The following is a 22,600-nucleotide window of genomic DNA, read 5'->3' as shown; positions in this document are numbered from 1 at the left end:
ATTTTAATAACAGGGCCTGAAAACTAAATTTACTTCAAACCGTACTTGAACTTGTATCTTTCATACAGCTGCTTATGCTTATTATCCAGGCTGATCTCTCTTCCCTGTATAAACGCCTGTGTAATCACACTGGACCGCATATCCATAATATCGCCGGTACTGATTGTGATATTCGCATCTTTCCCTGTTTCCAGGGTCCCTGTCACCTTATCAATCCCTAAGATCTTTGCGGCATTGATAGTCACTGCACTCAGGGCTTCTTCTTTACTTAAGCCATATGCACTGACGGTACCCGCTTCAAAAGGCAGGTTACGCTGCTGCCAGAAACCTTCATTGCTCAGGCAAAATAATACCCCTGCCTGCTGCAGTTGGTAAGCCAGTTTATAAGGCTGGTCCACATCATCATCCTGCATTACGGGCAGGGAGTGTGGTTGCTTCAGCACAACTGCAATGTTATTTTGTTTCAGGATATCCGCTATGCGCCATGCATCTGCCCCGCTTACAATCACCACATTGAATCCGAACTCTTTGGCAAAATCCACCGCCACCATCATTTCTTTCACAATATCACAGTGTATAAACAGCTTCTCATCTTTTGAGAAAAGGCGGCGTACCGCTTCAAACTTCAGGTTGGTCTCAGCATGCTTACCCTGTGCCAGGTATACTTTTGCTTCTCTGAAGAAAGCACGTACCTGGTCAATCTTCTCTGTAGCTTCTTTGATCCTGGTGGAAGGAGGAGCCGGTCTGTCCTTTGGCGGAGCCGGGGGAGGCAGCAGGCTGGGCATATAGAAATGTAATGCACCATCTTTATGGTAAGCAGCATCTTCCCAGTTCCAGGCATCCAGCTGAACAACAGAAGATGAGCCGGAAATCAAACCACCTTCCGGTGTGACCTGTGCCAGCAGAATACCGTTGGCACGAATGGTATTAATTACTTTGGAGTCGGTATTATAAGCGACCAGCGCACGTACAGAAGGATCTATCTCCCCTACTTCCTTGAAGTCGTTGGTAGATCTTACTGCTTCCACTTCTGTCAAACCCAGGTTCGTTACAGGAGCGATGATGCCGGGATAAACATGTTTTCCTTGCAGGTCGATCACTTTTCCTGCTGCCGGTGTAGCTACGGAAGTGCCCACCGCCGTGATCTTGCCATTGGAAAAGGTCAGTACGCCTTTTTCAATAACCTGTCCATTGCCCACATGTATGGTAGCATTGGTCAGTACTACAGTCTCCTGCTGCTTGCCGGCAGGATAAATCGTTTCCTGTGCCATGGCCGCCAGAGAGCCGGTGATTGAAATATATAATAGAATCAGGTGTTTCATCCATCAATGTTTTAATTATTACCATTTTCATCACCCAACAAACTATGCTGGTGACCTGCCTGCAGGTCTTCGCAATGATAGTTCTCTTCTTCAGCAGGAGCCGCTTTCTGTGTAGGCGTACCTTTTTTCTTCTCTGCCAGCATTTTGCGGATCAGGCGGTTACGCTCTGAACTGATGCGCTGACGGAGTTCTTTGTCTGTCTCCCTATCGAAGTATACAATGCCATCCACAATGGTCTTATCTGCTTTTGCATAAATGCTCAGCGGGTCATCGCTCCACAGCACCAGGTCAGCATCTTTACCGGCCTTGATACTACCTGTTTTATCTGCTACGTGCAACAGTTTGGCAGGATTCAGGGTCACCAGTTTCAGCGCATCCTCCTCGGTCATACCACCGTACTTGATGCTCTTGGCGGCTTCCTGGTTCAGGCGGCGGGCCATTTCAGCATCGTCTGAGTTGATAGCTACGGTGAGACCTACACGTTGCATGATGGTTGCGTTGTAAGGGATCGCATCCTGTACTTCCATCTTATACGCCCACCAGTCAGCAAAGGTGCCTGCACCGGCGCCATGTGCCTTCATCTTGTCGGCCACCTTATAGCCTTCCAGAATGTGTGTAAAGGTGTTGATATGGAAATGGAAAGTATCTGCCACATGCATTAGCATATTGATTTCGCTCTGTACATAAGAGTGACAGGTCACGAAACGCTTGCTGTGGATGATCTCTAACAAGGTTTCCAGTTCCAGATCTTTGCGCTTGTCCGCACCCAGTTTTTCATAATCCAGTGCGCGGGTAAATGCATCCGTCAGTAACTGTTCTACCCCCATACGGGTTTGTGGGAAACGCTCTCTTTGTCTGTCTCCCCAGTTAGATTGTTTCACATTTTCGCCCAGGGCAAACTTGATGAATGGATCAGCACCAGCAAATTTCAACGCTTCGGCATCTGCCCCCCAACGTAGTTTGATCAATTGTGACTGACCGCCGATGGTATTCGCAGAACCGTGCAACAGGTGAGATGCTGTCACACCACCACTCAGCTGACGATAGATGTTCACATCATCAGGATTTACTACATCCGCAATACGCACTTCTGCAGTAACTGATTGTGTACCTTCATTCACACCTCTTGAAATGGCGATGTGAGAGTGCTCATCAATGATACCGGCTGTCAGGTGTTTGCCTGTACCATCTATCACCTTTGCACTGCCGGCAGCAAGATTTTTACCTATCTGGGCAATCTTACCATTGCGAATCAGCACGTCTGTATTTTCCAGTTTACCATCCTGTTCATTCGTCCATACAGTAGTGTTTTTGATCAGGATATCCTGCTGTGCAGGTATTGTTTCCCAACCATATCCATTAAATGGAAAATAGTTATTGCCAATGAATGGTTGTGGTTTTGCTTTCACAGAATCAGTACCTGCAAATGGCGTTTTCAATACAGCCTGCCAGTGAATGTTATTACCACTGGTATCCACACCTGTACCACTCCATCCATTGCCATCTGTAATACCGGTGAGACGCAGCTGTGCACTGCCTTTCTTCACAGGGAACGTTACTTTTACCAGGTCACCGTTAAAGCTGAGTGAACCACCAACGGTATCAGTGGCTAACAAGGACAACGCTGGTGCACTGGGAGTACCTTTTACAAGCACGGTATAGGTAACATTTCCTGGCGTAACAGTCAGGGTATAAGTACCTCTTACATCTTTCCAGTTATCGTCTTTAATACTATATTTCTTACCCTGTACCCAGTTCTGGTAAATGACAGTATTTTCATTGAAGATATTACCGGATGTAATGAGGAAGTTGGCTAGTTTACCGGCATCCAATGTACCCACCTGGTCCTCTGCTTTCAGCAGTTTAGCAGGTGCGAGTGTCAATGCATCCAGTGCTTTCTGTTCGGTCAAACCATATTCGATGGCTTTGCGTACACTGGCTAAAAACTGCTTCACATCTTTCAGCCCATCGGCTGTGATACAGAAAGGAATGTTTGCCTTTTCAAAAGCAGCAGGTTCTGAAGGGGCCATTTCCCAGTGCTTCATTTCACTGAGTGCAACAAAGCGTGCATCTTCCGGATCTTCCACATCTATTGGCAACGGGAAAGAAACAGGCAGGATGAAAGTAGCTTTGGAAGCAACCATTTCAGGTATGCGCTGGTATTCATTACCACTTGCCCTGATAATGTATTGCACGCCGAACTCATCTCCGATCTTATCGGCTCTCAGTGCATCCCATTTATCATTCACTTCAAAGATCTGGGGCAGGGTCTGGTTGTCATTCCATGCCTGTAAGGACAGGTTCACACCTTCTTTTTCAGGACGGGAGCGATACCACTGCGCATCGAGATAAGTCTGGCGCAATAAGGCAATAGCCCCCATCAGTGAACCGGGATAGTTCTGAGTAGAACTCCCTTTGTCAAATGAATACTGGGCACTTGCTTTTTCTTTAATGATAGCTTTGTTTTCTCTGCCGTCTGCCAGGGTTACCAATACGCCGGTACCTCTTGCTATACCATCCTGCTGATGTGTAAGCACGGTACCAAAACCTGCTTCACGCAGGGTCGCAGCGGTAGCAGCATCGGTACTGAAAACTGCTGCTGCATTTACTTCGCTTTTAATGGCCTGGTTCCAGCCGTAAGCTCCTTTGGTAGTGGAGATAAACTGTGGATCATCACGACGGCTTACATTACTTTTCTTTACCGCTGGTGTCCCATAATCGCTGTAGGCATCTACAAAAGAAGGGTAGATGAATTTGCCGGCGCAATCGATCACAACTGCATCGGCAGGGATGGCGCCAGTGCCTGCACTGACAATGCGTCCATTCCGGATCACTAAAGTTGCATTGGTTAATACATTCCCTGCACTTTTAACGATAGTGGCTTTGGTAAAGGCATAACAGCCTTCTCTCGGATCAGCCACACCATTCACAGGAAACGTCTGTTGCGCCCTGAGCTGACCAGTGGCAAACAGGCTGCCTAATAACAGGCATAGGCCAGCCAGCCTTTTCCCGGTCATCGTACGGGCCTCCCTTTTGATGGGAAGGTAGATACGGGTTTTAATCATCTTTTTCTATTGGTTTTTAGCGGTTTAGATTTGGTATCGGATTATTATCGGCACTTACTATAGACGGTGTATAATGTTGTTCATTTGTTAAAATAAATAAATGAATTTTGGTCCCCACTATATTTTATATGATTGGTATTAATATTGCGGTAAATGACTATATTTAACAAGACGAATCAATCTCCTTTTTATGAAAAGATACATGATCTGCATAAGTAGTTTGCTGATGTGCCTGTTCTTAAGCGTTCATGCAAATAGTATGGCGCAGAATAAACGTACAAATGATGTTGACAGCACAGGTAAACGTGTTCGCTGGAGTGCTGAAGAAAAAGCAGACAGAATGAGTGATAAGCTCGATCGCCGTTTGAATCTTACGCACAAACAGGATGCAGATATTCATGCTATCAACACTGACATTAGCCGTCGCCTGGATGCGCTCAAAAATAATACATCTCTTGCAAAGAAAGATAAAATGCAACAGGTGAAAGCACTCAATGAAGAACGTAGCCAACGCTTCAAAACAGTACTTACACCAGAGCAATACAAGAAATGGAACGACTGGGAAATGAAGAAGAAAGAGCAGATGGAAGCACGCATGGATAAGAAACAACAGAAGCACAGCAACTAGTTACTTACAATACCCAACAAAATAAAATGGATAAGGATGCTCCGAAGCATCCTTATTTTTTTTCAATATGAATACTGATGCAATTTCCATTTTTAATTCCGCGATCATTGCAGTACAACCGGCAACGTTAATACATCGATGCATACAACATAATGCGGATACCATCACTATTTGCGGCAAATCATTTCCACGCTCCGCAGGCAGACCTGTATGGATATTTGGTGCAGGAAAAGCAGCTGCTGCCATGGCACATGCTGTAGAAACATTACTCCCTGACTGCCAGTTACAGGGCATGGTGATTACCAAATACGGGCATGAATTACCATTACAACATATCACCCTTGCTACAGCGGGTCATCCTATTCCGGATGAAAATGGCGAAGCTGCTACACTGCAAATGACAGAAATGATCACCGGTGTACAGGCTGATGATATCGTGTTATTCCTGTTATCCGGCGGCGCATCTGCACTACTCGCAGATCACCCACCCGGTGCTATACTGCAGGAAGTACAAACCGTATTTGATCTGTTGCTAAAAAGTGGTGCAGATATTCACGAAATGAATACCGTACGCAAACACCTCTCCGGTGTAAAAGGCGGACAACTCGCACTACTCACAAATACACCCGCACTCTGCACCATTGTTCTCAGTGATGTAGTGGGCGATGATCTCCATGTAATCGGTTCGGGACCTACCGTACCTGATCCCTCTACATTTGCAGATGCCATGACGGTGGTAGAAAAATACAGGCTCACCGAGCTGCTGCCCCTTTCTATCTATTTACACCTGGAAAGAGGCTGCGCAGAAATAATAGCAGATACGCCCAAACCCGGGCATCCCCGTTTTGAAAACACTTATACTTTCCTTGCAGGCACGAATCGTATTGCACTGGAAGCTGCTGCCATCACAGCCTCACAACTGGGATATGATACACACATTCTCTCATCGACATTGACAGGTGATGCAATCACCATTGCACACTCGCTGGTAGCCCAGGCAAAAGAATGGAAGGGAAAACGGCCCGCCTGTTTGCTGGCTGGGGGTGAAAGCACCGTCACCATAACTGGCAACGGCCTGGGTGGACGCAACCAGCAACTCGCGCTGGCGGCGGGCATTGCGCTGGAAGGAGCCGAAGGCATTACTTTATTAAGTGCAGGCACCGACGGTACCGATGGTCCTACAGATGCTGCAGGCGCCATTGTCGACGCTGCGATTATGCAAATAGGAAAGAATGCTCAGGAACATCTGGATAAACAGGATGCGTATCCTTTTTTTCAAAAGGCCGGCGGACTGCTGATTACAGGGCCTACACAGACAAATGTGATGGATATTATAATCATTCTTCTTGTATAGTGTATAAAAACATCATTACTTCTTTATTAATTATGGCTGGAAGTCCTATTTTTGACATTTAAACCTGTATATGCGTATGTTAAGAATGGAACAGACATGGCGTTGGTTCGGGCCGAAAGACCCGGTGAGCCTGGCTGATATCAAACAAGCCGGGGCCACCGGAATAGTAACGGCATTGCACCACGTTCCAAATGGCGAAGTATGGGCTAAAGAAGAGATCCTGGAAAGGAAAGCGCTCATCGAAGCGGCAGGTCTGACCTGGTCCGTAGTAGAAAGTGTGCCTGTACATGAAGATATAAAAACACAAAGCGGCGATTTCAAAACATACATCCAGCATTACCAACAGTCGTTGCGTAATCTGGCAGAATGCGGCATTTATGTAGTTACATACAATTTCATGCCAGTGCTGGACTGGACACGTACCGACCTTGCTTATACCGTGGAAGATGGTTCTAAAGCATTAAGGTTTGAAAAAGCAGCCTTCATGGCCTTCGATCTCTTCATGCTGCAACGTCCCGGAGCCGAGAATGATTACGATCCTGCTGACATTTCTATGGCTAAGGAGCGCTTTGATAGTATGACCGACGCAGAAAAGACCTTGCTGCAACGCAACATCATAGCAGGTTTACCTGGTTCTGAAGAAAGTTTTTCTTTACAGCAATTCCAGGAAGCCCTGGATAAATATAAAGGCATCGATGCTACTCAGCTGAAACTGCACCTGTTCTATTTCTTACAACAGATAGCGCCAGTAGCAGAAGAAGTAGGAATCAAACTGGCCATCCATCCGGACGATCCTCCATTCCCTATTTTAGGTCTGCCCCGTATAGTGAGCACCGAACAGGATGCTCGCGAACTGCTGCAGGCAGCCCCTTACGCGGCGAATGGTCTCTGTTTCTGCACCGGTTCTTACGGTGTACGTGCAGACAATGACCTGCCAGGCATGGTGGAAAGACTGGGAGAACATATCCATTTCATTCACCTCCGCAGCACACAGCGTGACAGCATTGGTAATTTCCATGAAGCCAATCACCTTGAAGGCGATGTGGATATGTATGCAGTGGTCCGGAATATCCTCGCTGTAATGCATAAGCGCAATGTGAGCATCCCAATGCGACCGGATCATGGTCACCAGATGCTGGATGACCTGCAGAAACACACCAATCCAGGTTATAGTGCAATTGGGCGACTGCGGGGCCTTGCCGAACTACGGGGATTGGAAATGGGTATTGCACGTTCAGTCTTCAATAAATGAAAGCAAACACCTTCTGCCGTACGCTGGCAATTATATAAGGTTGGGATTAGAAACGAACGTATACGTAGCTGGATAGTAACCGGCTGAACCAATAAGTAACACCCCTGAAAACAAACAGCAAATGAACAGTTCACTGGATGAGCAGGTAGCGCTGCATCTGGCACAACGAAAACGAAGTCTGACCAGACTATTGGGATTGTTGAAAAAGGACATGGACTGTAGAATAGTAGAAAAGTTACAACAGAAAGGATATAATAATTTTAAGCTGGGAGATCTGGTAGTATTTATCAATATTCAACCAGAAGGTATTATAAACAACGAACTGGCCAAGAAAGCTAGAATCACCAAACAGGCGATGAGCAAAGTGGTCAAATACCTGGAATCAGAAGGATATATTTCTACTACGAAACATACCGTCGACAACAGGGCCATTCTCATATCACTGACTGATAATGGCAAGAAACTGCTGATAGCCGCATTTGAAACCTTCGAAGAAATACAGGCTGAATATACAGCCATCATCGGAGACTCAGATGCGGCTGCCCTCAGGCAGGTACTCGGTAAACTACTCTTTTCACTTCATCCCCAACTTGCCTGATGGAATTTTTTTCCAGATACGGGAATTTTTTGATGACCAGACGCAACAATATAAAGAAATGGCTCCTTAACGCTCAGTTCTCTATAAAAGACACTCAAATAATACGGTATGCATTAAAAAAGGCGTAGCATAATAAACCACTCATACTTTATATTCAACATTTTTCAAATCCGGCATAACCATTGTAATAGATATTTTTGTCTATTGACCTTGATTACTTTTAATTTTGTCCCATAGGAAAGATTTTATGGTATCCAGCCGGATTATAAATAATGACGATGAATATATAGATGGTTTGCTGGACAGCTCCCCTGCTATTGTAGATGCCATTTACAAGCGCTATTCCCGAAAGGTAAAGCACATGGTAATTGGTTGGGGAGGCAATATAAAGGAAGCAGCCAACGTATTTGAAGAGGTCTTACTGGCCATTTACAACTACGCCCGTCATCACAAACTTTTGCTCACTAATCATTTCGAGCCATTCTTTTTATATGCCTGCCAGCTAAAGTGGAAGCAGGAACTGATGGAGAAAACGCCCAATAAAGGATCTTCTTTCCATCCGGTAGCGCCATCCCCGGGGTTGGATGCCGTGCATATGAAATACGTGGAGGAAGCACTGGCCTGGTCGGGAAACATCCAGGACAATGATAATACCCGCGAAGAACTGGAAGAAATGCTCGCCGATCAGCGGGAACGCTGGTTTCATACCAAAGGCAACCCAAATACAAAGATCAGTATCTACGTCATCGTCACCGCTGTTATAGCCGCCGGCCTGGCCGGCCTGCTGTTCCTGAGCCCCTGGCACAAGGATGTATACAGACAATTCTCCGGTACAGAGATGGAGCACATACACAGGGAAGGCCAGGAAGCTGATACCGCCCTTATTCTGCACGAAGCAGCCATGAGTTTTAACCATGGTCATTTCACCCATACCATCCAGCTATTGGATCAGATATTGGCAAAGGATTCCTCGCACGCCCCGGCGCGCTATTACAAAGGAGTCAGCCTGCTTGAACTGGGAGAACTGGAAAGGGCCCGGAAGGATCTGGGGATCGTATTTGCGGGGACTTCACCCTACCAGTATAACGCCGCATTCTATATAGCCCTGAGCTATCTGAAAGAGGGCAATAAACAACTTTGCCTTGAATGGTTGCTGAAAATACCAGATAGCGCACCCATTTATTTCAAAGCGCAAAGCTTAAAAGAGGAACTGGCTGACAAAAATTAATTCAGGTGTATCATGTGCTTGCTGAAGTGGATAATATTCTCTACTTCACCTTTAATCAGTTCGTAGATCTGTACTCTATCTTTCTTAATCATGATTAACTGCTGGAGAACAAGGTAGTAGGTTTCTCCGTTATGCCCGCTCATCTGGGCTTTTAAGATCTCTTTTTTTACTTCTTCAAAACCAACAGCTCCTAGCTTTTGGTAGATCACATTTAACTCTTCAATCCAATTCATGGTCATAGGTTTTTTTAATAATAGTTTGGAAGTCATAGGGTATATAAATTTATTCAATATATAATTAATAAACAATAGGGCTAAATAACTTTTTTGTTAATTCTACAATTTTCTACCTTCCCGTTCGTCTACCTTTATGATATGCCTCGGAAAAAGCAATTTATAGCGTCGCAAAGTCTGGAGGGATTGTTCCCGGATCTGCCTTCTTTTGCCATCAAAATCATGTCCACTACTACCAATAGGGAAATGGCCAGCCTGGCAGATGTGCACCGGCACAATTACTACATGCTGTTTGTATTAATGGAAGGTGTCAGTGAACATATGATCGATATGGAGCTGGTTACGTTGAATGCAGGACAGATAGGACTCATCGTTCCCGGTCAGGTACACCTGGCCCAACCGGAGCAAACAGGAAAAGGATGGGGTATTGCATTCACTGCGGACTTTCTTCCTCTCTTATCACTCCCGGTCACGCTACAGGGACCTGTGACCCTACCAGCCGATGAACTGGAAGCCGTGAACCAGATCGTCTGCCTGATGTACAGGGAATACAATGAAAAAAAGACCCAGGCCATTCCCTTGTTGCAGCATTACCTCTCCATTCTCCTGCTCATGCTGCAGCGGCATACTGCCGATGCGCCATCTGCCAATAAATCGCTCCTTACCCGATACCGGGAACTGGTAGCCGCTCATTACCTGGAATGGACAAAACCCGCACAATATGCCGAGGCGCTCCACATTTCGGTGGACTACCTGAACGAAGTAGTGCGGCAATACTCGGGACAGACCGCATCGTCCCTCATTACAGAACGTAGAATACTGGAAGCCAAACGCTTACTACTGCATGCTGAAGAAAGTGTGAAGGAAATAGCCTGGCATTTACAATTCAACGAAGTCTCTTATTTCAACCGCTTTTTTAAGCAACATACAGGCTATACACCTGCTGCCTTCAGGGAAAGTGTACGGGATAAATCCCTATCTGACCCGGAATAGTATAACAGGTAAGGTGTGAACCATCAATAATTTTGTACCGAATTAATGATCTCTTTATGCAGCCAAACAATATAGTACACAATGATATGCATGCTATCAGCACAGAAAATAATGTGCGGTTACAGCGTGGGGCTGTTTCCGACTTCCTTGCCAGTCTGGCTATAATTGAAAATCCTGTAGATTATCCATCCTATGAATCAGCCGTACAGGAAATCATCGATCTGATGCCCGTACTACAATTGAACGGCATCTTTACACACCTCCGACTGCGCTCACCCAAAGCCATCTCATTGATCACTGACCTCTTCCCGGAACTGACAGGGATAATAGACTAAACACAAAAACAAACATATGTCATTAAAGGAAAAAGCAACCGCCTTCCTGATGGGAAGGTTGGGGAAGACTGCGCATGTGCGCCAGGTAACAGCTCTTGATCACCGCTTACTGCAATTGGAATTGCAGCTCCCCGAACCCCTCGCCTGGCGTAGCTGTCAGCACCTGAAGTGCCAGGTAAGCAGTACTGCACTCAGGGATTACACCGTAGCACACTACAACGAAAATAACCGGATAGCCACCCTGATTATAGATGCAGGCCACGTAGGCCAGGGCAGTGAGTGGCTCCGAAAGCTGAATCCAGGTGATCCTGTCATGTATGTAGGCCCCGGTGGCGGATTACACCAACCTACAGCAGCTTCTAAGCTGGTATGTATAGGCGATGCCAGCGCCATAGGCCATATCCTGTCTCTCTATCACCGCCGGAACCCGGAGCAGGGCTTCCATACACTGGCAATAGACGAAGATCCCCTACCCGCAGCAATAATGGACATGCCGGTACAGTTCTCTGACGGACAGGAAAAGGATGTAATCAATTGGCTGGACCAACTGCAACTACCTTCAAATGATACTACATTTTATGTAGCTGGCTATATTCCGATGGTGGTTCAAACAAGAAAGTTGCTCAAACAATTGGGTTGGAAACAGGTAAAAGCGGCGGGGTTCTGGGAATAGTGCGACAAGCGTAAGCTAGCCTACCAATCTTTCCTGCATAGCTTTGACAATAGCAGAAGAACGGGAATTTACATCCAGTTTGCGATAGATGTTCATAATATGTGAGCGTACAGTGCCGACACTAATATGACAGTGTTCGGCTATTTTTTTGTAGGTATCTCCACTTACCAGGCAATCCAGTACCTGCAATTCACGATGAGAAAGGCCATACCGCATTGGTACTTCTTCCGGTTTACGGTTGAAGAAAGTAAGTACTTTCTGAATAGTCGCCGTATTGCTATGGATGGCCGCTTCGTACAGTTGGGCAAAAGTTGCGCTCAGTGATGCTGGTGGTGGTACAGGATCATGCTTGCTGGTAATGGTGGTGATAGCTGTTTCCCTATTTCGCACAGAAAATAATAGTACGTTGATGTCGGGATAGGCTGCTTTCAGAATATTGGCGGCTTCGATAGCAGTTAGTCCGGGAATATCACTATCCATGAATACAACATTACTGATATCTTTTGCCAGTTGCTGTACCAGGTGTTTTGAATCCGCATGTTCTCCGCCTTCCGCCCCTAAAGCATCCTCCCCACTGGCCTTCCCAGTGCTGTTGCGCCGCACATTTTTCATATTGTTTTTTTTGGGTTTGTATATGTTGCGAAACCTTTAATTCCGGTACTGCAAGTGTCGATAAATTGGTATACCAGTATGGCTGTAATGGAATATATACACGGTCTCCCATACCGAAACAAATTTGAAACAAATACCCACAGTAGTCAATCCGATAAGTATATGATTTTTCAATAAATACTAATAAACAATTGTTTGTATATTATAGAATACCTAAAAAGAAAAAATCATTCAAACGTAAGCTTGTATTGATTAGGGACATAGTCAGGGAGTCGTGGAATAGTACCAATTTACTCATAAAACCGGATGCTCCCAAATAGTAAAACAATATGAAAGGAAAAGAAAAGAGCTTGTCCTCTGTTCTGTATCACAATATTAAGTGTAAAAAAATTATGGATTATAAAAATGAGGGCGCCTTAACAATCGGTTAACCACCAGATCAAAACATTATCTCTAATTTTGATATATCGTTCAAACATTAGTGACTGACTAAAAAATTAAAACGTTACAGTATTATACTCATTGACACAGCTGTAACGGGTTGACATGTGAATGTTCTGGCCCTTACCCCTTGGTGAGGGCCGATTTTTTTTTATAATAGCTAAGATGGAAAAAAACTGGCAGGTAACTTAACAGAAACCTGCGTACAGAAGCTTATGAAATCTAAACCGTCTTATGAGAAAAAGGTAATTGCGAATTTAGGTGCTACATATATAGAATTGCCTATGCGGGATAAATGGCAAGACAAACCCCATATAGTTTTTGTGTAACAGGCATGAAAGGTAGGAAGAGTTTTTCCTAAATAGGTTAATGTACAGTTAATGACGTAGTTAATACGCAGTTAACTGCGGAATAACATACTCCGCAATAACGCGCATTCATGGGAAAACAAGTCCTGACCCTATCCCAAAGGATTGAGCAGAAGAAAATTGAATAAGCTGTGTGAATTGGGTTACACAGTAGTAATGGGTTATATCAGGAAAAAGAGAAGGTTCGTCACAAGCGCTAAAGTTAGATTCTTCACAAATTTAATATTGAAGCCTCCTTTTTCCGAGTAATAATAGCTTTCCTTATAGCGGTCATATGCTATAGGAGCTCCCAGTTCTTTCATCATTTTTAAAAATTCAAATAAAGTTCTTTCGGAAATCCTTAACCTTTTTGCAAGGTGAGCGGGCTTTCCTGTGCCTTTGATCCTTATCAGGTAATCAATGGTTTGCAGTCTTTCAAAATAACGTTTAGGCATGCTGGCATAGTGGGGTTTACAATGTACTTGAATAATAAGAAATTTTTAAAGTCACTCATTCCAGGTCTGCAATGGATTCTTCCTTGCTGATTTATCGGATAGTCTTTTAAATGTTGTGTTTCTTGTATCGATCCCTTAATTGGTTAATGCTGGATTAACTGTTACAAAATTTTGTTTAGCTCCATCTGCATAGTTAACAGGAATATAGGACCTGCTCCTGCAGGCAGTATAGTACGCATTTTTCATAAACTATTATTTTGAGGGTATAAGATCAATTTTAAATACAGGATAGCCTGCATGCAAGCTAAAAAATCCTACTGCTATTTTGTTGCAGCTGCGCCTTATTTTCCAATCACTTTCATTACTTGAAAAGTAAACTCCCCCGGTTGAAACCTGGGGAGTTTTCATCAAAAACCAACCATTAAAAGGCTCGTCAGCAAAGGATTTCAGCATCTTAATGCACCAACCCGTTGCAATATCTTGAAGTAAGTTTTTATCCATTATAGTTTTTCGTGTATACACTTTAAGATAAAATTCTCACGGGTAGATACCCGAAAGAGGTTTCCATGGCTGACAAATGTGGTACAAATCCTTTTTTTCTACATTACATTACTACGTTGTAATGATACATTACCGGACTGAGAATTTGGTTAATAAGATGTTAACGAATAAAAATAGCTACAAAAACAATCACTAATAGATTAATTAACAACAGTTTATATACATACAATGGTATAACGTTTTAGCAAAAAAATATAAGGATAGTTAACCAGTTGTTAATTAAAAAATAGGCGATCGCCAAAGTTTTAGAGATAAAAAAAAACGCCCTTCCGGAGAGGAAGAGCGTTACTAATTATTTAAGCCCCCAGTGCGATACCATCTGCGTAACCACCCCAGTCGCATCATCATTGTAATGATGCCCTCCAGGCAATACCAGGGATTTATAATTTGTAATCGTCAATGCATGCAGATCAAAGTCGTTTTCGTCTTTCCCGAAAATCAATAATAACGGCTTATTAGCAATCGTATTCATCGCCGCCGGTACATTCAGCGCCCCAGGCGTGGAACTCTTGCCCAGCATGTCTGAAATATGTACCACCATATCCGTACTTGCAGATGGCGACATAAACACCAGCGATAACGTCCCGTTCTGCAACGCCCCCGGCAAATGCTGATATATGAAAGGTAATACATCCGCTCCCATTGAATAACCTACCAGCAAAAATGAATGATTGTTCCACTCCTTACTATAATATTGTAATAAGGCTGCCACATCCGCTCCTGCCTGCTGTGGAGTCTTCTTACTCCAAAAATATTTCAGGGAGTTCAACCCAATCACAGGATAACCCTTTGCATTCAGCGTATTCACCATATCCACGGCAAACTTTTTCATCCCACCGTCTCCTGACAGAAACAATACTATCGGATGCTCGTTGCCAGCTGTGGGTACCTTCACCGTTACAGGCAGTTTGCTGATATCCGTTTGCGCATGGGCTGTAGCCATCACCAGGCCCAGTATCCCCATCAGCCATAATCCTTTCACCATCGTAAGCGTTTTTATAATCAAGCCTTCATTACTTTGCTCAATGCAGCCGGAAGTTGTATCAGGTCAAAATCATGCTCGTATACCAGGTACTTGTTCGTCCAGTCCGTGGCATACTTTTCCTTGAATTCTCTCAAGCCATGATAATGACGGAACGCCTTGATCTTCTCGTACGCAAATTTTACTACCTGCTCGGCGGTATTCTGCGGTTGCTGTATTCCCGACATCGGTACCAGGCCCAGATTCAGGTATTGTAAACCCTGATCTTTTGCATCCTGGATCAACGCGATGATCAACGCATCCATACACCCACCAGGTGTAGCCGTACGCTTGCGGATCAGATCATATGTACATTCCCCCGGTGCATAATCCGGAATGATATTCAAAAATGCTGCCACCTGTCCCTGCGCATCCGTTACCGTGATCACATCCTGGTCCCTGATGGCATCCATATCGAACAATCCCTGGGAGAAAGTCATTTCTTTTACATCATAATCCACCAGCCACTCGTCAGACACTTCTTTCAGTTCCTTTATCAGCTCAGGGCTCAATGGCGCACGTTGTATTGACGTTACATATCCTTTCGCTGCCAGGCTATTCAACCCGTTACGCAAGGATTTTTTATCCTTTCCACTCAATGTAAACGCGGTCACATCCACAATACCCTCCTGCCCTATCAGGATCTTCTTTTTCCGCAGGTGTTCAAAATAATACATACTTTGTTCATCCACTCTGTAGAATGCAGGCTTCAATCCCATCTTCTTACACTGCTCTTCAAACTCCTGCAGCAAAGGCAATTTTGCATCTTCTGCACATACCGGTTCCTCCAGTACAATAGCAAAACTACTGGCTACTCTGTAGGCAATAAAGCCCTCGTATTTCTCTGATATAAAGAGCAACTTGTCATCCCCCACTTTAAAGTAGTCCATCGCGGAACTACCATATTGACTCAGGTAATACTGCGCCTTTTCCATCGCCGCATTCGTGTGCTTGCCTGTATGCAGATAAGGACGAATTATGGTATAGAACAGGAACGCCCAGGCTCCTACCCCCAATACCCGGATGGCACTTAAAAATTCCCGGCCAAAACGCGTCACCGGTTTTAACCCATCGTCTTCCAGTAATAGGAAACCATGGAAAGATGCACGCAATGAATGCAACAGGGTAAAGTCCATTCCGAAATGCTTTACATTCAGGAAATAGAACCCGATTGTGCCAAAGATCAATACTACCAGTAGCGTTGCGACTGCCGTCACGGCCCCGATATTCACCAGTTGACGATTGCTCTTGATCCTATATTGCCTGGCAGTAATGAGCAAAATAAGCGCCGTTAACAAGGCCAGCGAAGCCTCTTCATAGTCCAATGCCTTACTGATATGACCAAAGGCTGATAACACCGATACCGTCAGTGCAACAATCCAGGCACTACGCAATCCCCTGAACAGAAAAGTGGCCGTGACCAGCAGTACCAATCCCAGGAACACCACCAATAAGTTGGAAGCATGAATACTCTCTGTAGGAATATAGCCTCTCAGCACCCGCAAACGATTTGCGAGGGGAGGCGTCAATACCGAAAAAATATTCACCATCCCCAACAGAAAGATCAACACCGGCGGCACTAAGCGCAGCACCAGGTGACGCCCCTTCAGGATAAAAGCAAACACCCCTGCCATCAAAGGCAGCCAGAATTCGAAAAGGCGGTATAATAATGTGATTTCCAATGCCTGCAGGGAGGTAAATCCATAATTGGTGAGCAGGTAAGCCAATGACAGCTCAATGGCCCCCAATCCCCTCAGAAATGGCGATACAATCAGGAAGATCGTAGCTACGATGTACCCTACACAAGCGGCTTCCAGCGATGGATGAGCCCCTGTAGCCAACATGCTCAGGTATAAATGAGCGATGCCTGCCAGCTCTATGCCGGCAGACACCAGTATTGTTTTTATAAATGCGGGACGGTTCAGGTCAAAAGCGAAGATCTCGTCTACATGCTGCATCACACCAGGCAGGTATTTTGCCAGCAGGTTGTAAGCGGCCCCCCGCGTCTGGATAGAACGCACTAACCAGACAGTACCAGCCAGCACCGCACAAATGGTCACCAGTCCCCCTACTGCTTCCAGCATCGATTCATCATGCAGTACTGCATAGCCCACCACAGGTATTCCCACAAGGAAAACGGAGAAAATACCTACAAATCCATAGATGCCGGAGGCCTGATGGATCTGCTGCTTATTAATCTGGCTGCGCCTGAGGCTTTGTGGCAGGTAAGCCAGTGAGCTCACGCCGCCTGCAGGCAAAAAGATACTTAGCAGGTTTCGCTTCAGAAACAATTCAGTTCCCCTGCCTATGTCCAGCTTACTACCTACAGAACGGAAACTATAGAGATACATCCATGCCTGCAGTAAAACGTATACCACAGAGAGCACGACGCCGACGATCACCCAGAAGCGGTCAGCCCGCTCTATGGCAGGCATCAGAGAATATAGTTCATGGCGCTGTTGCCTGAAAAAATAGATGGCCAGTAAAATAAATAGTACAGCCAGCATTTCTTTCCAATGCAGTTTACGCAACAACGGACCAAATTTGATCTTGTCTTTCAAGGGCATTACAGGTATGATTTTGAGTATAGCATGATCCTTACTTAACACACAAAACTACGTGTAAGTTGAAAGGCAATTAGGATATGGTGAAGAGTTTAATTAAATTTTAATGCCGTTCTTTCCTGTAAGGCACTACCAGTACGGGAATAGAAGCATGGCGGATGACAAATTCAGCCGTGCTGCCAATCAGCAAATGGTCCAGACCGGTGCGGCCGTGTGTACCAATTACGAGGGTAGTTGTACCTTCTTCGGCTGCCTGCTCCAGAATGTCTTCTTTTGGATTGCCTAAAGTAGCAGTAACGGATATGGTTACATCAGGGTAAGCTTCCCGGTAAGTTTCAAGATGCGCGATAATGTCCTGCAGACGACCATTCAGCTCATCGGCAGATGGACTTACGGTTTCGATCACAGGTATTACTTCTGCGTTCTTGTCCAGGATAGAAGTGATGGTTACCGGAGACTTAGTACTCCGCGCAAGTTCCATACCAGCAGCAATAACGCTGGCAGAATAGCTGCTTAGATCTACAGCTATCATAATTTTTGACATAGACAGTCGTTTTTTTTAAATGCAGATGTTCGTTGTGGTAGGCTTAGGTAAGGGTGTATTATGATACAAATTTACTATAAGTATGGGGATAAAACAAAAAACGCTTCTGCCGCAGGCAGAAGCGTTTTTTTGGCGGCAACGGCCTGTAACCGGCCTATCTATTTTCAATAGCCACCGTTCTGCTGGCTCTCCCTTTGGCATTAAATACCTTTAACCTGATCGTTCCTTTCTCTTTAATGGGTCCTGCATACACTTTGCTCTTTGCATCCGGCTCCTTGCCATTTGCTGTATATCTGATCGTAAACCCTGGCAATTGCAGATTCGCAACGACAGCCCCGTCTACTACAATCGCACCGGCTGTAGGTATTCGGTAATTATACCCGCCATTGTAATAACTCAATCTCACCAACTCCTTTTTACCCAGTGTATTTGCAAATGAACTCCACGCTTTTGTATACAGATCAGCACTTAGTGCACTATCTTTCACCTGCGCCCACTCCGGATCTTTCGCCCATGCTCTCTCCGCCAATCCCAACAACTTAGGCAAGATCATATACTCCATCCTGGCAACATTCTTCACCGTCTCACTCCACAGCAATCCCTGCACACCTACAATGTTATCAGCACCATAACCAGTCAGTCGTTGTTTGTCTTTGAAAATAGCCGGATCCAGCGGATTACCCAATGCATCTACTTTAGCGTTCTTGTAATAATCCATCGGGATGAAATAGAAGGGTTTATCCACATCGACAAAACCACCCCAGTAGAAACCCGGTTCATCAAATGACTTCATATAAGCCATATCGAAGTACATATTGCTCACTCCTGAAAGCACTACTTTGTAATTCGCATTGGCCAACCGGTAAGGCAGATCTTCTGCACCACCACCCATGATATTGTTCCATACATCTACCATCAGATTTTCACCACCAAATCCAGGGTTGGGCATACTGAAAGGCTTACCGTCCAGGGTTGTTTTACGCATCCCCATCTCTTCCCAGCCATACAGTTTCAATCCTCTTTTCTTCAACAGATCATTTACTTTTCCATAATAGTAATACCACAGATCATTCACATCGCGAATACGCTTATCTTTTTCCATCAGCGTCTTTACTGCAGGAGAACCCGCCCATACACCAGCGGGTACTTCATCACCACCCATGTGTACATATTCCAGCGGTACGCCCGCTTCTTTATACATTCCCTGTACTTCTTCCACTACCTTATCCAGGAAGTGATATACTGCCGGCAAGGCTACGTTGATCACATTGTCATTCCAGTTCTGGACAGAGCGATATACAGATGCATCCTTCGGATCTGATAATAAATATTCTTCAGCAGCAGTCTGTTGACCTGCTTTTGATAACTTTTCGTAGCGTGATTTCATTGATACGATTGCTGCACGCGCATGCCCCGGTGTTTCAATTTCAGGGATCACACGGATATGGCGCTCAGCGGCAAAGTGCAGGATATCAATGAAATCCTGTTTGGTATAAAAACCACTGCCTGCTTCGTTGCTCACATCAGGACCGGAACCATATGCAGGTTGTAAATGATCCTTTTCATCGGGTGTATGACCACGGTGTGCACCCACTGTCGTCAACTCAGGCAAAGAAGGGATTTCCAGTCTCCAGCCTTCATCGTCCGTGAGGTGAAAATGCAGTACGTTCAGTTTGTACATTGCCATCAGATCCAGCAGACGATAGATGTCATTTTTGCTATGAAAATTGCGGGACACATCGATCATAAATGCACGGTAGCCAAAACGGGGACCATCTTTTACATTCACTGCAGGGAGGGTTATTTTCTTTTGTGCACCGGCCCATGCATTCGCAGGGAACAGCGATTTCAGGGATTGAATACCATAGAAAATACCAGCACCTTCACCCGCTTTAATCTGTACACCGGTGCTGGTCACAGTCAGTGTATAATTTTCAGGTGCCAGGGTGGCATCTGTAGATAAAGTAATGGTTGCATTGCCGCCGTTTGTTACAGCTGGTTCCTTGCCAAATACGGATTTCAGGTCAGCGGCGAGATAGGCAGACTCCTTTGCAAATGCAGGATCTGCGCTGATGGTCACAGCTGGTGTCAGTACCAGATCTCCTGTACCATTCGTGATTTCAATTGGTGTAGGAAATACCTTCGGTAATTCAGCAAGGGGTACATCCGCTGTATTTTTATTCTGCTCATAGATATCCTGTGGTGTGATCAGACCAATCTTATCACCCGGGAACCGCAGGTATTGCTTAGGCTGTGTAGAAGGGCGGACATTCAATGCTGGTACACTGTATCCTTTTGCAGGTTCTTTATCCCACACGAAGTATAAACCATCTGGTGCATCCGTATAGTTTACCGCCCATGCATCTGCTACCAGTGCAATACGAATAGAATCACCAGCTGCAATTCCTTTACTGTCTGCAGTTGGCGTCAGTTTATACAAATCTCCATTCACATGCGCAGCACTTACACCACCGGTGGTAGGACCTGCATTTACCGATCTTACAAAGTTGAAATATAACTGCCATCCCTGGGCAGGAAATGCAGTATGACCTTTATTGACAATGGTAAAAACAGACATAAACTGTGCTTTCCCCTGATAGTGATTTTCCCCTACTTCCCAGGATACTTTCAATTGCGAAGCGTCAAAAGGCGCCTGCGCCCAACTCTTGGTGGCGGCTACTGTAAAGAGACCGCATACCAGTATAAACCTCCTTATATGCATGTTCAGTTGATATTAATCGCCCTAATATAAGGCGAATTACCTTTTTCTCCTATCTTTAACTACTCATTAAAAAGGAAGCTCGTTTATGAAAGGATTTTTTGCATTTACGCTTGGCAGTCTCGCGCTTATATTTTGTGGCGGTTATTTCTTTCCCTGGGTGCTGTGGCTACTGGTATTGATTGTTCCACTTATTATCCTCGGATTTGTTGATATTTTCCAGAAAAAACATGCCATTATGCGCAATTACCCTATTGTGGGCAGAATGCGCTACCTGATGGAAGATATACGTCCCAAAATCTACCAATACTTTGTAGAAAGCGATATCGACGGTAGCCCTGTCAACAGGGTAGACCGCTCCACTATCTATCAGCGTGCAAAACGTGAACTGAATTCACAACCCTTTGGGACCCAGTTCAACGTATACGCTGAGGGGTATGAATGGATGGCCCATTCCATCCAGCCCCGTTCTTTCGACACCATGAACAAGGATCCACGCGTGCAGATCGGTGGTACAGAATGCCGGCAGCCATATTCTGCCAGCATCCTCAACGTGTCTGCTATGAGCTATGGTTCCCTGAGTGCCAATGCAGTCGAAGCTTTGAACGGCGGCGCCAAAATTGGCAACTTTGCCCATAACACCGGCGAAGGGGGTATCAGTGAACATCACCTGAACCAGGGTGGAGATATCATCTGGCAGATTGGTACCGGTTACTTTGGCTGCCGGGATGAAAATGGTAATTTCGACGAACACTTATTTGCACAGAATAGCGCGAAGCCACAAATCCGCATGATCGAACTAAAGGTATCTCAGGGTGCCAAACCAGGCCACGGCGGTATCCTGCCAGCGTCTAAGAACACTCCTGAAATCGCTGCTATCCGCCATGTGAAACCACATACCACAGTGGCCTCCCCTCCTTACCACACAGCCTTCAACACCCCCCGCCAGATGATGGAATTCATCAGCAAAATGCGAATTCTGGCAAATGGTAAACCTGTTGGTTTCAAACTCTGTATCGGTCAGAAATCTGAATTCCATGCAATCTGTAAAGCCATGCTGGAAACCGGCTGCTATCCTGACTTTATCACTGTTGATGGTGGTGAGGGCGGTACCGGTGCAGCACCTCCGGAGTTCAGCAATTCCGTAGGTATGCCACTGATGGATGCACTGGCATTTGTACACGATACACTGAGAGGATACAATATCCGTCATAAAGTAAAGGTGATTGCCTCCGGTAAGATCCTCACCGGCTTCCACATCCTCCGTGCTTTGGCATTGGGCGCCGATGCCTGCAACAGTGCAAGAGCAATGATGATGGCAATAGGTTGTATACAGGCTTTAATTTGTAATACCAACCGTTGTCCTACAGGTGTAGCGACACAGGATAAATGGTTGCAGGCGGGTCTGGTTGTAGATGATAAAAAGCACAGGGTAGCAAACTATCATCAGGATACTATTGAAAGTGCCATTGAACTGGCTGCTGCAGCCGGATTGGAGACACCACATCATATCACCAGAAGTCACCTGTCACGAAGAGTGTTCATGAACCAGGTGAAAACATTCGAAGAGATCTATCCAAGTACAGAAGTAGGGGCTTTATTGAATGCAGCAACGATAGAGAAAATAAATATCGATAACTGGTAAATTCTCAAAA

Annotated in this window: 19 protein-coding genes; 9 read left to right on the top strand and 10 right to left on the bottom strand. The window is 45.2% G+C overall.

The features are described from left to right. Positions 1–29: 29 nt before the first annotated feature. On the bottom strand, positions 30–1,322 hold the full coding sequence (locus SIO70_RS08790; protein ID WP_320580545.1) for an amidohydrolase family protein: 1,293 nt from the start codon (positions 1,320–1,322) through the stop codon (positions 30–32). 11 nt (positions 1,323–1,333) lie between these two features. Then, positions 1,334–4,387, bottom strand: coding sequence for an amidohydrolase family protein (locus SIO70_RS08785; protein WP_320580544.1), 3,054 nt, complete (start codon positions 4,385–4,387; stop codon positions 1,334–1,336). Between the two features lie 190 nt (positions 4,388–4,577). On the opposite strand from SIO70_RS08785, the gene SIO70_RS08780 reads away from it, so the two are divergent. The 5 genes from SIO70_RS08780 (at position 4,578) to SIO70_RS08760 (ending at position 9,447) form a co-directional block, all read left to right on the top strand. Further along, on the top strand, positions 4,578–5,015 hold the full coding sequence (locus tag SIO70_RS08780) for a hypothetical protein (protein WP_320580543.1): 438 nt from the start codon (positions 4,578–4,580) through the stop codon (positions 5,013–5,015). A gap of 67 nt (positions 5,016–5,082) precedes the next feature. Beyond that, on the top strand, positions 5,083–6,369 hold the full coding sequence (locus SIO70_RS08775) for a glycerate kinase (protein WP_320580542.1): 1,287 nt from the start codon (positions 5,083–5,085) through the stop codon (positions 6,367–6,369). Positions 6,370–6,445: 76 nt separating this feature from the next. Next, positions 6,446–7,621: a mannonate dehydratase gene (gene uxuA / locus SIO70_RS08770; RefSeq protein ID WP_083721272.1), complete on the top strand. Its 1,176-nt coding sequence runs from the start codon at positions 6,446–6,448 to the stop codon at positions 7,619–7,621. Between the two features lie 121 nt (positions 7,622–7,742). Beyond that, positions 7,743–8,219, top strand: a complete 477-nt coding sequence (locus SIO70_RS08765) for a MarR family winged helix-turn-helix transcriptional regulator (RefSeq protein WP_320580541.1) — start codon at positions 7,743–7,745, stop codon at positions 8,217–8,219. 226 nt (positions 8,220–8,445) lie between these two features. After that, positions 8,446–9,447 (top strand): hypothetical protein, encoded by a 1,002-nt coding sequence (locus SIO70_RS08760; RefSeq protein ID WP_320580540.1) that lies wholly within the window; start codon positions 8,446–8,448, stop codon positions 9,445–9,447. On the opposite strand, the gene SIO70_RS08755 is transcribed toward SIO70_RS08760, so the two are convergent. Further along, entirely contained in the window at positions 9,444–9,680 is a 237-nt protein-coding gene (locus SIO70_RS08755; protein ID WP_143708711.1) for a hypothetical protein, read from the bottom strand. The two genes, SIO70_RS08760 and SIO70_RS08755, sit on opposite strands and share 4 nt — an antisense overlap. 141 nt (positions 9,681–9,821) lie before the next feature. Here SIO70_RS08755 and SIO70_RS08750 point away from each other — a divergent pair, with 141 nt between their 5' ends. From SIO70_RS08750 to SIO70_RS08740, 3 genes are read left to right on the top strand one after another with little or no spacing between them, the layout of a single operon-like run. Further along, a complete protein-coding gene (locus SIO70_RS08750) occupies positions 9,822–10,673 on the top strand; it encodes a helix-turn-helix transcriptional regulator (RefSeq protein ID WP_320580539.1) in 852 nt (283 codons plus the stop codon). Between the two features lie 56 nt (positions 10,674–10,729). After that, a complete protein-coding gene (locus SIO70_RS08745) occupies positions 10,730–11,008 on the top strand; it encodes a hypothetical protein (protein WP_320580538.1) in 279 nt (92 codons plus the stop codon). Between the two features lie 16 nt (positions 11,009–11,024). Further along, positions 11,025–11,681, top strand: coding sequence for an FAD-binding oxidoreductase (locus SIO70_RS08740; RefSeq protein WP_320580537.1), 657 nt, complete (start codon positions 11,025–11,027; stop codon positions 11,679–11,681). A gap of 15 nt (positions 11,682–11,696) precedes the next feature. On the opposite strand, the gene SIO70_RS08735 is transcribed toward SIO70_RS08740, so the two are convergent. From SIO70_RS08735 to SIO70_RS08705, 7 genes are all read right to left on the bottom strand, one after another. Then, the gene (locus SIO70_RS08735; RefSeq protein ID WP_320580536.1) at positions 11,697–12,293 is read right to left on the bottom strand and encodes a response regulator transcription factor; all 597 of its coding nucleotides are present in this window, start codon (positions 12,291–12,293) and stop codon (positions 11,697–11,699) included. 970 nt (positions 12,294–13,263) lie between these two features. Next, positions 13,264–13,536 carry a hypothetical protein gene (locus tag SIO70_RS08730; protein WP_320580535.1) on the bottom strand — a complete coding sequence of 91 codons (273 nt, stop codon included), beginning with the start codon at positions 13,534–13,536 and terminating at the stop codon, positions 13,264–13,266. Between the two features lie 252 nt (positions 13,537–13,788). Next, positions 13,789–14,037, bottom strand: a complete 249-nt coding sequence (locus tag SIO70_RS08725) for a hypothetical protein (protein ID WP_320580534.1) — start codon at positions 14,035–14,037, stop codon at positions 13,789–13,791. Positions 14,038–14,389: 352 nt separating this feature from the next. Continuing rightward, complete coding sequence (locus SIO70_RS08720) at positions 14,390–15,082, bottom strand: AcvB/VirJ family lysyl-phosphatidylglycerol hydrolase (RefSeq protein WP_320580533.1); 693 nt, start codon at positions 15,080–15,082, stop codon at positions 14,390–14,392. Between the two features lie 17 nt (positions 15,083–15,099). Beyond that, on the bottom strand, positions 15,100–17,685 hold the full coding sequence (locus SIO70_RS08715) for a phosphatidylglycerol lysyltransferase domain-containing protein (RefSeq protein ID WP_320580532.1): 2,586 nt from the start codon (positions 17,683–17,685) through the stop codon (positions 15,100–15,102). Between the two features lie 100 nt (positions 17,686–17,785). Then, entirely contained in the window at positions 17,786–18,226 is a 441-nt protein-coding gene (locus SIO70_RS08710; protein ID WP_320580531.1) for a universal stress protein, read from the bottom strand. A 154-nt stretch (positions 18,227–18,380) separates the two neighbouring features. Next, positions 18,381–20,948, bottom strand: a complete 2,568-nt coding sequence (locus SIO70_RS08705; protein ID WP_320580530.1) for a family 20 glycosylhydrolase — start codon at positions 20,946–20,948, stop codon at positions 18,381–18,383. A gap of 85 nt (positions 20,949–21,033) precedes the next feature. On the opposite strand from SIO70_RS08705, the gene SIO70_RS08700 reads away from it, so the two are divergent. Further along, a complete protein-coding gene (locus SIO70_RS08700) occupies positions 21,034–22,590 on the top strand; it encodes an FMN-binding glutamate synthase family protein (protein WP_320580529.1) in 1,557 nt (518 codons plus the stop codon). The last annotated feature ends 10 nt before the right edge of the window (positions 22,591–22,600 follow it).

Source organism: Chitinophaga sancti, from assembly GCF_034087045.1.
GTDB lineage: Bacteria > Bacteroidota > Bacteroidia > Chitinophagales > Chitinophagaceae > Chitinophaga > Chitinophaga sancti_B.
Note: the sequence above shows the minus strand (reverse complement) of the source record. Positions and strands in the feature narration are given on the sequence as shown.